At 71.0% G+C, this 12,161-nt stretch carries 11 protein-coding genes; 4 read left to right on the forward strand and 7 right to left on the reverse strand.

Annotated elements, in window-relative coordinates; all coding sequences use genetic code 11:
• Positions 1-34 precede the first annotated feature (34 nt).
• Positions 35-1,201, reverse strand: a complete 1,167-nt coding sequence (locus NZH93_RS14480; protein ID WP_259623580.1) for a DUF6745 domain-containing protein — start codon at positions 1,199-1,201, stop codon at positions 35-37.
• A 151-nt stretch (positions 1,202-1,352) separates the two neighbouring features.
• Between NZH93_RS14480 and NZH93_RS14485 the strand changes: the two genes are divergently transcribed.
• On the forward strand, positions 1,353-2,024 hold the full coding sequence (locus NZH93_RS14485; RefSeq protein WP_259623581.1) for a hypothetical protein: 672 nt from the start codon (positions 1,353-1,355) through the stop codon (positions 2,022-2,024).
• Between the two features lie 4 nt (positions 2,025-2,028).
• On the opposite strand, the gene NZH93_RS14490 is transcribed toward NZH93_RS14485, so the two are convergent.
• A complete protein-coding gene (locus NZH93_RS14490) occupies positions 2,029-2,445 on the reverse strand; it encodes a VOC family protein (protein ID WP_259623582.1) in 417 nt (138 codons plus the stop codon).
• A gap of 170 nt (positions 2,446-2,615) precedes the next feature.
• Here NZH93_RS14490 and NZH93_RS14495 point away from each other — a divergent pair, with 170 nt between their 5' ends.
• A complete protein-coding gene (locus NZH93_RS14495; RefSeq protein WP_259623583.1) occupies positions 2,616-5,672 on the forward strand; it encodes a discoidin domain-containing protein in 3,057 nt (1,018 codons plus the stop codon).
• On the opposite strand, the gene NZH93_RS14500 is transcribed toward NZH93_RS14495, so the two are convergent.
• The 4 genes from NZH93_RS14500 to NZH93_RS14515 form a co-directional block, all read right to left on the reverse strand.
• Positions 5,656-6,396 (reverse strand): aspartate/glutamate racemase family protein, encoded by a 741-nt coding sequence (locus tag NZH93_RS14500; protein ID WP_259623584.1) that lies wholly within the window; start codon positions 6,394-6,396, stop codon positions 5,656-5,658. The genes NZH93_RS14495 and NZH93_RS14500 overlap by 17 nt on opposite strands.
• Positions 6,393-7,877, reverse strand: coding sequence for an NCS1 family nucleobase:cation symporter-1 (locus NZH93_RS14505; protein ID WP_259623585.1), 1,485 nt, complete (start codon positions 7,875-7,877; stop codon positions 6,393-6,395). Before NZH93_RS14505 ends, NZH93_RS14500 begins: the two co-directional genes overlap by 4 nt.
• 108 nt (positions 7,878-7,985) lie before the next feature.
• Complete coding sequence (locus NZH93_RS14510) at positions 7,986-8,699, reverse strand: GntR family transcriptional regulator (protein WP_259623586.1); 714 nt, start codon at positions 8,697-8,699, stop codon at positions 7,986-7,988.
• Positions 8,700-8,756: 57 nt separating this feature from the next.
• Positions 8,757-9,143, reverse strand: a complete 387-nt coding sequence (locus NZH93_RS14515; RefSeq protein ID WP_259623587.1) for a hypothetical protein — start codon at positions 9,141-9,143, stop codon at positions 8,757-8,759.
• A 119-nt stretch (positions 9,144-9,262) separates the two neighbouring features.
• Here NZH93_RS14515 and NZH93_RS14520 point away from each other — a divergent pair, with 119 nt between their 5' ends.
• Positions 9,263-9,643 carry an MmcQ/YjbR family DNA-binding protein gene (locus NZH93_RS14520; protein ID WP_259623588.1) on the forward strand — a complete coding sequence of 127 codons (381 nt, stop codon included), beginning with the start codon at positions 9,263-9,265 and terminating at the stop codon, positions 9,641-9,643.
• A gap of 5 nt (positions 9,644-9,648) precedes the next feature.
• Here NZH93_RS14520 and NZH93_RS14525 read toward each other — a convergent pair whose 3' ends face one another.
• Positions 9,649-10,758, reverse strand: a complete 1,110-nt coding sequence (locus NZH93_RS14525) for a C39 family peptidase (RefSeq protein WP_259623901.1) — start codon at positions 10,756-10,758, stop codon at positions 9,649-9,651.
• Positions 10,759-10,965: 207 nt separating this feature from the next.
• Between NZH93_RS14525 and NZH93_RS14530 the strand changes: the two genes are divergently transcribed.
• Positions 10,966-12,153, forward strand: coding sequence for a glycoside hydrolase family 64 protein (locus NZH93_RS14530; RefSeq protein WP_259623589.1), 1,188 nt, complete (start codon positions 10,966-10,968; stop codon positions 12,151-12,153).
• Positions 12,154-12,161: the final 8 nt, after the last annotated feature.

Raw genomic sequence — 12,161 nt, forward strand, 5'->3', positions numbered from 1 at the left:
TTCCAAGGTGATCACCTGTGGTGGTCTCGGAGGGTCAGGTGCGGCGTTGGAGCTGGGCGTACTGGGGGCCGGTGAGGCCGTAGGACCACCCGGCGGCGTCGATCGGGTCGTCGAACCACGGCGGGACGCGCAGGCCGTAGCGCCGTCGGGTGCCGTCGCGTTCGACGGAGCCGTTGACGGCCAGCAGCAGCCGGGCCCGCGAGCCCCAGCGCTGGTAGGGCAGGTCGTAGAGCCGCAGTTCGGCGTCGGGGTTGCCCGGATCCGGTGACCGGCTCACCAGGGTCAGCCCCGCCCGCTCGATGAACTCCGCCCAGCCGAGGTGTTCGATCGCGCACCGGCGGACCTCGACGTTGGGCTCGGCCGCGATGAGGTCGACCGTGGGCGACTCGACGACCCAGGACGGCACCGCGGTGCCGTGCCACGCGTGCAGCGACCAACCGTCGCGGAAGACGACCGCCGGGCCGTCGTCCCGGTGGAGGCGGGACTCGCCGTACGCGCTGCCCGCCACCGGTTCGACGTGGACCTCCGCCGGACGTTCGGCGACCACGCACACGCCCTCGCGCGGCCACCACCAGCCGCACGACCGGGCGATGGTCGCCCACAGCTCCAGTTGCACCAGGTCATCGGCCCCGAACAGGGACACGCCGACGCGGCGGTGCACGTCGTAGTGCGCCACCCACGCGGCCTCGTGCTGGCCGTACCAGACGAGACCGGACCGCTCGGGGAGCGCCGCGCGGATCGCTCCCGCGACGGACTCGCCCGCGGTGCGGCGCAGCGGATCCCGGACCCCCGCCTCCAGCACGGTCCGCAGCGGCACGCCGGAACGCAGGCTCGCCACCGGGTCGAGCGGAGGGTCGGGAGGCTGGAAGGAGATGTCGCGGTCCGCGCCGATCCGGCGGTCCAGCCGTTCCCGCAGCGACGACACCAGCGACGCCACGAGGCTCTCCAGTGGCAGCGGCAGATCGGAGCGGATGCCCGCGGACGGCGGGAGCAGCGGCTGTGCGGCGGCGGGTGAATCGACCCACACGAATGACGGCCGAGGCCTGCCTACCAGGGCGTACAGGTCGGTGATGGCGTCCTCGGACGCCTGCCGGTCGGCGGGTGCGGTGGAGAGGGCGTGGTCGAACCACTCGGAGCGGAGGGTGACCGCCCGCCACCAAAGGGCGAGGGGCCGGGCTGTTCGCCCGCGGCGGGCGCTCACAGCGCCAGGGCGGAACCGCCCTTTCGATCAGTCATGGACGGATGATCGCAGCCCCCAGCCCTGGGCACAAGCGCGATTCGCCGACCGTCCACTGTGGACCAGCGCATTCGGAGGATCGCAGAGAGGGGTTCCGCGCTGTCAGGATGGTGGCATGCCACAGCTTCCGCACGAGATGGAGTTCGTCGTCGAGGCGCCGTTCTCCGGGGCCGTCGAGCAGCGTGACGGGTACGACCTGTACCTGCCGCCGGGCGTGAAAAAACCGGTGCCCGCGGTGGTGGTCGTGCCTGGGCCCGCGCCTGCCAGGTACCCGTTCCGGCCCCGGCAGTGGCCGGTCTACCAGGGGTACAGCCGGTTGGTGGCGGCGCGGGGGGTGGCCGGGGTGGTGGTCGACCAGCCCTACCACTCGGTCGAGGACGTGGCCGAGCAGGCCGAGGTGGTGGCACGGGTGGTGGAGGCCGTGCGGGCGGCGGACGAGGTCGACGGGGACCGGGTCGCGGTGTGGGCGTTCTCGGGTGGGGCGCTGCTGGTCGGGCGGTGGCTCGGGGAGTCGCCGGAGTGGTTGCGGTGCCTGGCGTTCAGCTACCCGCTGCTGGGGTCGGCCGACGAGGTGCGACCGGGACGGCCGCTGGTCGTGACCAGGGTCGGGCTGGAACTGCCCGAGCGGCAGGTCACCGTCGACCGGCTCCTGGAGCAGGCGCCGGACGCCCAGGTCGTCGAGGTGCCCGACGGCCAGCACGCGTTCGACGTGCTGGACCACACCGAGCAGTCGCGGAACGCCGTCGAGCAGGCCGTCGGCCTGGTGCTCGGGCACCTCGGGGCGTGACCCCTCAGGGCTGGGGCTGGGCGATGTTGACCATCCACGGGATGCCGAAGCGGTCGACGCACGCGCCGAACTCGTCGCCCCACATCTGCTTCTCCAGCGGGACGCTGACCGTGCCGCCCTCGGACAGCCTGTCCCAGTAGCCGCGCAGGTCGTCGACGTCGTCGCCGCTGAGGCTCACGGTGATGTTGGTGCCGGGGTTGTGGTCCATGCCCGGCGGCGTGTCGGCGCCCATCAGCGCGAAGCCGTTCTCGGTTTCGAGCATGCCGTGCATGATCTTGTCGGCGAACTCGGAGTCGGCGGCGCCGCCGAACTCGCCGAACGTGCTGAGCACGAGGGTGCCGCCGAAAACGCTCTGGTAGAACTCCATCGCTTCGCGGGCGTTGTCCACGAAGCTGATGTACGGGTTGAGGCGAGAGGCCATGACGTGCTCCTTGGTCGCGACAGGCCAGCATCGTGGCAGACCAACGGGGGTGCCGCCATCGGGAGCAAGGCCTGACTTGTTCGGGACAGAAAGCTCCTGTGCGAACGGGGTCGCGTGGTTCCATGGCCGCACGGACGTGCGACAACGTTGTCAAGGCGGCGGGAGCTGACGTGGCGGACTTTCTGCTCAACCGGCGGCGGTTGCTGGGGCTGATCGGGGCGAGCACCGTGGCCGTCACGTGGGACGGGAGCGCTTGGGACGGGAGCGCGTCCGCGAAGGCCGCCGACCCGGTCGCGGACACCTACTACCGGGTCCTGCTGCGGCACACGCGGTGGTCGGAGACCCAGTTCGACGCCACCGCCGGGCGCTACCGGAGGACGGACTTCGGGTTCGCCGTGGTACTGGGGAACGCGCTCCTGCTGACCAGGGGCGCCTACGACGCGCAGGTCACCGGGATCTCGAAGGACGACCTGCGCACGCGGACGGTGGCGACGATCAAGCACTTCGCGGCGTCGAACGCGCTGGTCGGCGGCACCGAGTGGGGCAAGACGCTGTTCTGGGACACGACGTTCCAGTCGTACTTCGTGCTGGCCGCGCGGCTCCTGTGGGCCGGCCTGGACGCCGCCACGCGCGAAGCGGTGGACACGATCGCGCGGGCGCAGGCCGAGTACACGGTGTCGCTGGGGACCGGGAACGACCCGAGGTCCGGCGCGTGGACGCCGAACGGGCTGACCGGCGGGTACCAGGGCGACACCAAGCTGGAGGAGATGGGCGTCTACGCGCAGTCCCTCGCGCCGGGGCTGGCGTGGGCGGCGACGGTGCCGGAGGAGTGGCGGACGGCGTTCGGGCGGTGGAGCCGGAACATGGCGGGCCTGCCCGCGGCCGACCTGGCGAACCCGGTCCTGGTCGACGGCGTGGCGGTCAGCGCGAACACCGCGGCGAACGTGCACGACACGTACGTCGTGGAGAACCACGGGTCGTTCGGGCCGCACTACCAGGAGGAGCTGTGGCGGACGTCCGCGCGGAACGCGGTCCACTTCCTCCTGGCCGGACGACCGCTGCCCGAGGTGATCACCGCCCAGCCGAACGGGGACCGCTTGTGGCGCACCATCCTGGGGACGATGAGCGACGCCGGTGAGCCGCTGATGCCGATGGTCGCCGACCGCGAGCACCTGTACGGGCGGGACGTCATCCCGTTGGCGTTCCGGGCCCAGGTGCTGGGCGACCGGTACGCGGCTCGGGCCGAGGCGGACCTCGCGGCCCGGCTCGAGGCCTACCAGGCGTACCCGCCCGCCGACCGGATGGCGAAGTTCTCAGGGGAGCCGAAGTACGAGCCCGAGGCGCGCGCGGAGATCACCATCGCCTACCTGCTGCACGAGCTGAGGCCGCGACCGGTGCCGGTGGAGTCGGCGGAGCTGTTCCGGTTCGCGAGCGGCGCCACGGACTTCGGCGCCGGACCGGGGTTGCTGGCCCAGCAGTCCGAACGGGCCTGGGCCGGGACGGTGAGCAAGGCCGGGCTGGTGAAGTTCGCCTGGCAGCCGTCGCACGACGACTGGCTGTTCGTGATCAGCGGCGGCACGCCGATGCTCCTGCCGTCCACCGGGCTGGCGGTGCGGGGCCGGTTCGCCAAGGCGTACAACGGTGTTCGGGACGGGTTCGACGCCACGGCGAGCGTGCTGGCGTTCGACAGCGGCCGGGCGGGCATGGTGACGCTGCCGACCGGGACCGTCGTCTACGCGACCTCCGGGGTCGCCGCGGGCGAAGGTCGCGTGTCCGTGCACAACCTGACGATGCCCGGAGTTCCCGGCCTGGACGGGGACCGGGTGTTCACCGCCGCCGAGGGCAGCACGACCGTGCGGGCGCCCGAGGGCGTCGGACGTGCCGACGACCACGTGTTCGGCAGGACGACCGCCCGGTACGTGCGGATGGTCGGGATCACGCCGCACCCCACCTACGGGTACTCGCTCTACGCCTTCGAGGTCCGGGACGGCGGTGGCGCGGACCTGGCGCGTGGACGGACGGCGTCGGCCTCCTCGTTCGACACCGGGCGCGAGCCGGGGTTCGCGGTCGACGGGGACGCGGGCACGCGGTGGGCCGTGTCGAAGGCGGACCGGCCCAGGGCGGATAGCTGGCTCGCGGTCGACCTCGGGGCCGCGGTGCCGCTGGACCGGGTGCGGCTGCACTGGGAGGCCGCCGCGGGTCAGGCGTACCGCGTCGAGGCGTCCCCCGACGGCACGCGGTGGGACGTGGTGGCCACCTACCCGCGCGACGACCTGCGCAGCACCGGGAGGTGGCTGGACGTGGACGGGCGGGCGGGGTTCGTGGTGCACGGCTCCGCGGCCCCGATCGCGGTCCGGGGGACGACCGTGGTGCTGTCCGACGGGCCCGCCGCCGGGTTCGTGGCGGAGGGCTACGTCGGGGCGGAGCGGGACCTGCGGGCCATCGCCGCCGCGGGGGCCCCGGTGTGCCCCGACGGCGTGCGGGCCAGCGTGGCGGACGGGTACCTCAGCCTGTTCAACCTCGACGCGCGACGGGTGACCGGGGTCGTCTCGGTGCGGCAGTCGCGCACGGCCGTGCGGGTCTACCAGGGGGTTCAGCGGATCACGGCCGTCGGCACCGATCACGACGTGGTGCTGGAGGCGGCTTCGGCCCGCGTCGAGGCCCCGCGGTTCACGGTGCGGCGGGTCGGCGGCGGCGCGGTGCCCGTCGGGGTCACCGTGACTGTGCTCGACGGGCAGCGGGTGCGGGTGACCGGGCCCGCCGCGATGCTGTTGGTGGAGCAGGCCGGTGGGATCGAACTGCCGGTGGTGCCCGGCGTCGAGGTCGTGTTCCCCGGCGGGCGGCCCTACCCGTTGGCGGACCTGGCCGTGGGCCGGGTGACGTTCCCCTCCGCTCCCCTGCCCACCGGGATGTCCGACCCCGGCGCGGTCGTGGACGACGACCCGCGGACCTCGTGGACGCCCGGCGCGAACGGGCGGGTGGTGGTGGACCTCGGCGCCGTCGTGGCGATCGGGGAGGTCGTGCTGACCTGGACGGCGGGCGCGGTGCCGTCCGCCGCCGTGGCGACGAGCGTCGACGGACGCGCCTACGCCCCCGCCGGTGTGGTCGGGCGGGGGCGCAGGGCGAGCGTCGTGGTCGGGACGTCCGCGCGATACCTGGCGGTCGGCACCGGGTGGCGCGGTGGTCAGGCGCGGTTGGTGTCCGTGGTGGTCAGAGCGGCGACGTGAAGGTGCTGAGCAGACCCGAGTAGGCCTTGGCCGGGGGCTTGGCGTACTCGCCCCGCTTGTCGGTGGCCAGGGCCATGGTGATCAACGACTGGACCTGGAGCGTCGCCGCCCGGACCCCGTCGATCACCGGGACGCCCAGCGCCTTCGTCAGGTCGGCGCAGAGGTCCGCCATGCCCGCGCAGCCGAGCACCACGGCGTCCGCGTCGTCCGCGGCGATGGCCGACGCGCAGGCCTCGGTGAGCTTCCGCAGCGTGTCCGGGTCCTGGTCCAGCTCCAGCACCGGGATGTCCACGTCGTGCACGCCCGCGCAGAACTTGGTCACGCCGTAGCGCTCGGCGAGGTCCCAGGCCCGGCCTCGGGTCCTCGCCAACGTCGTGACCACGGTGAACGTCCGGCCCAGGTAGGTGGCCGTGCGCATCGCGGCCTCGGCGATGCCCACGACCGGACCGGTGGCCAGCTCCCGCGCCGCGTCCAGGCCGGGGTCGCCGAAGCAGGCCAGGACGTAACCGTCCACTCCGGACCGTTCGCCTGCCGCGATCTCGGTGAGGACACCGGGAACGCTGAGAGCCTCGTCGTAGTGGCTCTCGATCGAGGCCGGGCCCATCGCCGGGCTGGTGGCCTCGATCGTCGTGCCCGGAGCGGCCACGGCCCGTGCCGCGCCGTGGATGTTCCGGGTCATCGCCGCGCTGGTGTTGGGGTTGACGACCTTGATGCGCACGGTCACCGCCGCCGGGAGAGGACGGCGTGGACGGCGAAGCCGAGCACCATGCCGATGAACCAGGTGTACGGGGCGGCGCCCTTCATGCCGGGGCCCGTGGTCCAGAGGACCGGGACCATGGCGATGGCCGCGCCGACGACCGTGGCGATGACGGCGGGTGGGTTGAAGCCCTTGCGGTACCAGTAGCTGCCGGTGGTGGACATGGTGAACAGGTCGTCGACGACCACCTTCTGCCTGCGCACCAGGTAGTAGTCGGCGATCAGGACGCCGAACAGCGGTCCGATGAAGGCGCCGAGCGTCTCCAGGGTGTAGTGGATGACGTCCGGGCTGTTGTACAGGTTCCACGGGGTGATCAGCACCGAGCCGACCGCGGCGATCATGCCGCCCGCCCTCCAGGAGATCTTCTGCGGGCTGACGTTGGAGAAGTCGAACGCCGGGGAGATGAAGTTCGCGACGATGTTGATGCCGATCGTGGCGATGGTGAACGTGAGCGCGCCCAGGACGATCGCGAGGGTGCTGTCGATCCTGGCCACCGTCTGGACCGGGTCGATGATCAGCTCGCCGAAGACCGGGACGGTGAGGGAGGCGGTGACCACCACGAGGATGGAGAACACCAGGAAGTTCACCGGGAGGCCGAGGAGGTTGCCGCGCTTGACGGCGGCGAACGACCTGCCGTAGCGGGAGAAGTCGCCGAAGTTGAGCATGGGGCCGGAGAAGTACGAGACGACCAGCGCGATGGCGCCGAGCATGACCGGGATGGCCGCTGTGCCGGTGTACTTGACGTCGCCGAGGTTGAGGTCGATCGCGCCCCAGCCCGCCCGGTACAGCAGGTAGCCGGTGAGCAGGAACATGACGACGTACACGGCGGGCCCGCAGAAGTCGATGAACTTGCGGATGCTCTCCATGCCGGTCCAGAACACCGCCGCCTGGAGGATCCACAGCACCGTGTAGCACGCCCAGCCGAGCAGCGGCAGGCCGAGGAAGCCGTACTCCTGCACGCTCGCGTACGGCATGAGACCGGGGAACAGCTTGAGCAGCGCCACTTCCAGCGCGGCGGACGCCAGGTACGTCTGGATGCCGTACCAGGCCACGGCGATCAGGCCGCGGATGATCGCGGGGATGTTCGCGCCGCGGACGCCGAACACGCTGCGGCAGATGACCGGGTACGGGACACCGGTGACCTGGCTGGGTTTCGCGACCAGGTTGCAGAAGAAGTAGACGATGCCGATGCCGACGAGCAGGGAGACCAGCACCTGCCAGCTATTCAGGCCGAGCATGAACAGGCTGCCCGCGGTGATGTAGCCGCCGACGCTGTGCACATCGGACATCCAGAAGGCGAAGATGTTGTAGGAGCCCCAGGTCTGCTTCTCCAGCGGGGCCAGGTCCTCGTTCGCGAGTCTCGGGTCGTACTCCGGCTTCAGGCCCCCGGTCACGGGGACCTCGGCGGGTGGGAGCAGTTCCTGCGCGTGCGGCACGATCTCGGTCATGGTCACTCCCGGCTCGCCAGTCCATCACGGCTACGCCAGGTAAAAGTAGGAGCGCGATGTTACACGTCCATCACGGGAAACATATATCTTGCCGGGGTTTCCGCCGTTCTAGTCCGGTTCGGCGAACAGCCCGGTGTGCCGGGGCAGCAGCTCCAGCGACGACTGGAGCCTCCGGTGGTGGGCCTTGGCGGCCTCCAGCAGTGCCTCCTCGTCCCGCGCCACGAACGCCGCGAGCATGGCGTCGTGGTCGCTGTGCAACTGGGTCCGCTCCGCTTCCGGCACGTGTGCCATGGGGCGCAACGGCTCGGTGACGTTCCAGGCCGCCTCGAACATGCCGAGCAGCCGGAGCATGCCGCACGGCGCGACGAGCGCGAGGTGGAAGCTGCGGCTCTCCCGGTGGTAGGCCTGCACGTCCCCGGCCCGCACCGCTTCCTCCAGGCTCTCGTACGCCGCCCGCGCCGCGACGTCGTCGGCCGCGCTCGCCGCCCCGACCGCCGCGCTCAGCGCCGCCGCCTCCAGCACCCCGCGCACCAGGTACAGCTCGTGCAGCTCCCGGGCCGTCAGCTTGGCGACCGTGTAACCGAGGTTGGGCCGGTGCTCCACCAGCCCCTCCCCGATCAGCGTCTTCAACGACTCGCGCACCGGGATGCGGCTGACGCCGAACACCGCCGCGACCTCGTCCAGCGGGATCTGCGTGCCGGGCGGCACCCCGCCGTCGAGCAGGCACCGGCGCAACTCGGCGAGGATCGCGGCCTGCGAACTGCCGGAACGCTCGCTGACCAGCTTCCTGATCAGCACGGACGGGTGCCGTCGACCTGGCATGCGCGCCTCCTCGTCGAGGACGTGGAGGCTACGCGCCGCGCGTTGCGACCGGGTGACCTAGCGGAACTTGCGCTCCAGGTCCTCGAAGAACGCCTTCGCCAACGCGGTGAAGTCCGCCTCGCGCAGCGCGATCACGTCGCCGACCCGGTGCTTCAGCACGGACTTCTCCGGGTCCCACCTGATCGACTTCTCGCCGGTGAACACGCCGCCGTTGGCCATGATGGAGCCGCTGAGCAGGCGGACCTCGTTCAGCGGGTTCCCGTCCTTCAGCTCCTTGGTGCGGAGGCGGTGCACGAAGTGCAGTTCGAGCACCAGCACGAGGTTCGTGAAGAACACCACCTCGAACTCGGCGTCGCGGCTCGCGGCCGCCGCGCGGTACGCGTCGACCTGGGCGTCGATCCGCGCCCGGCAGTCGTCAATGTAGGTCTGGGGGTAGCTGCTCATGCCGAGCACGGCGTCTCCTCGGGGGTCTGGTCGAGTCCGGTCGACCGCATGACGGATCCCGACGCGCGGGTGTGACAGCACGGCGAGCCCGAACGCCGGTGGAGTCCTAGAGTGCCGGGATGGCCACCTGGGACGAGGTACACCGGATCGCGATGGCGATGCCCGAAGCGGAGGAGCGGTCGCCGCGCGACTGGCGGGTGAAGGGCAAGGGGTTCGTCTGCGAACGCCCGCTGCGCAAGGCCGACCTGCTGGAACTGGGCGCGGACGCGCCGGACGGCCCGATCCTGGGCCTGCGGGTGGCGGACCTGGGCGTGAAGGAGGCGCTGCTGGCCGACGACCCGGACGTCTACTTCACCACCTCCCACTTCGACGGGTACGCGATGGTCCTGGCCAGGCTGGACAGGATCGGCTCCGCCGAACTGGAGGAGCTGGTCGTCGAATCGTGGCTGGTGCGGGCACCGAAGCGGCTGGCGAAGCAGTACCTCGACGGCCTGGACTGACCTGGTCAGGGCGCCGGTTCGATGACGTAGACGACGCCTCCCGGCCCCTCCGCGACGGCGCCGTCCTCGTCGAGGCGCTTGGTGCGCAACCAGACCGTCTCGAACTGGGCGCGCGGGTAGACGTGGCGGACGGTCTCGTTCGAGCTGGACGCCGGGTCGTTGGCGATCACGTCGCCCGCCTCGGTGAAGCCCACGACCACCATGATGTGGCCTTCGGTGCCGTAGCCCGCGCCGTCGAGTTCATCTTCGCGGAACGACTGGGACGTGATCACCGGGACGCCGCGAACGATGTACTCCTCCAGTTCGGGCAACGACCTCAGCCGGGTGATGTGCCCGCGCAGGCCGTAGGCCGCGGCGTACGCGGTGTTGAACGGCCAGTTGCCCGCGCCCTCGTAGTCGTGGTCGTAGACGTGCTCGGCGGCGTGTTCGACGCGGGGGTCGGGCAGGTTCGGGTCGAGTTCCTCCGGCTTCGGTCCGCGACCCCAGTACTCGAGCACCATCGCCGTGGACGTGGGGCTGCACAGCGCTTCGCCGCCCACGTGCGTGTTCTGCGAGTACCGCGGCACGGCCAGTTCCACGCCGCTCGCCGGGCCGGGCGCGCTGGCGGGCACGGTGAACGCGTCCGGGACGGCCGAGGCCATCGCGCCCACCATCAGCAGCGTGGGCGTCGTCGTGGTGCCCGCCGCGCGGTAGAGCGTGACGCGCAACTGGAACCCGTGCTGGGAGTGGCCCTCCGCCGCCCGGAACGTGTCGACGTCGACCCGACCGTTCTCGTCGGACTGCCCGGACACGGTCGAGCGCGCGATGTCGGTGTCGCCGAAGGCCCAGCGCCCCATGACGTACCAGCCTGTCTCGGGACCGCGGAGGTCGATCCGGATCCACGTCCCCGCAGGCGTGTCCGCGTTCCACGACGGGACGACCTGCGTCGCGCCGAAGCCCGTGGCGTGCGGCGGCGACGTCCAGCGGGCGTAGTCGTAGCCGTTCTCGCGGCCGATCGGGTGGTCGACCACCAGGCCGTCCGCAGCGAGCCGCACGCCCTCGGAGGCACCTTCGGCGAAGGCGGCCGAGCGCCACTCGTGGTGGTCGACCAGCGCGGTCGAGATCGGCGTGAGCATCGCGGCTCCCAGCAGCAGGACGACGGCGATCACGGGCCACCTCCACGTCGATACCTCACACGGTATCGCCAATGGTGGAAAGCATCCAACCGAACGTCCGAGAAACCTGTTTGACTTCCCGACTTCACCGGGCGTTGACACGGACACCGGTTCCGCGCGAGTCTGTGAGAGCGCTCTCACAACTCCATCCTGAGGAGGGGACAGCCGGTGCACGTCAAAAACAAGGTGTTCTCGCTGGTAGCAGCCGCGGTGACCGCCGCGGCCGGACTCACGGCCCTGGCGACCGCGGCCGAGGCCGTACCCGCCACCATCCCGCTCACGATCACCAACAACTCGGGTCGTGGCGACGCGATCTACATCTACAACCTCGGCACGGAGCTCTCGACCGGCCGTCAGGGCTGGGCGGACGCGAACGGCGGGTTCCACCCGTGGCCCGCCGGGGGCAACCCGCCGACCGCGGCCCCGGACGCGTCGATCGCGGGCCCGGCGCAGGGCCAGTCGAAGACGATCCAGATGCCGAAGTTCTCCGGCCGCGTCTACTTCTCCTACGGCCAGAAGCTGGTCTTCAAGGTGACCACGGGCGGCCTCGTGCAGCCCGCCGTGCAGAACCCGTCCGACCCGAACGTCAACATCCTGTTCAACTGGTCCGAGTACACCCTGAACGACTCGGGCCTCTGGCTGAACAGCACCCAGGTCGACTTCGTCTCCGCGCCGTACAACGTGGGTGTGCGCCCGGTCAGCGGCGCGACCAAGACCACCGGCAAGCTGAAGCCCGGCGGTTACAACGCCTTCTACAACTCCCTGCGGAGCCAGTCCGGCGGCTGGGCCAACCTCATCCGCACCCGTTCGGACGGCACGATCGTGCGGGCGCTCGCGCCGGGTCACGGCATCGAGGCGGGCGCGCTTCCCGCGAACGTCCTGAGCGACTACGTGAACCGCGTGTGGACGAAGTACTCGTCCTCCACGCTCACCGTCACGCCGTTCGGCAACCAGCCGAACCTCAAGTACTTCGGCCGGGTGTCGGGCAACACGATGAACTTCACCAACAGCGCCGGCCAGGTCGTCACCTCGTTCCAGAAGCCCGACTCCGACAGCATCTTCGGGTGCTACAAGCTCCTGGACGCCCCGAACGACCTGGTCCGCGGCCCGATCTCGCGCACCCTGTGCGCCGGGTACAACCGCTCGACCCTGCTGTCCAACCCCAACCAGCCCGACGCCAACAACTCGGGCTTCTACCAGGACGGCGTGACCAACCAGTACTCCAAGAAGATCCACGCCCAGATGGTCGACGGCAAGGCGTACGGCTTCGCCTTCGACGACGTCGGCGCGCACGAGTCGCTCGTCCACGACGGCAACCCGGCCCAGGCGTACATCACGCTCGACCCGTTCAGCTAGACCCGTAT

The sequence above is a fragment of the Umezawaea endophytica genome (genome assembly GCF_025061645.1).
GTDB classification, from domain to species: Bacteria; Actinomycetota; Actinomycetes; order Mycobacteriales; family Pseudonocardiaceae; genus Umezawaea; species Umezawaea endophytica.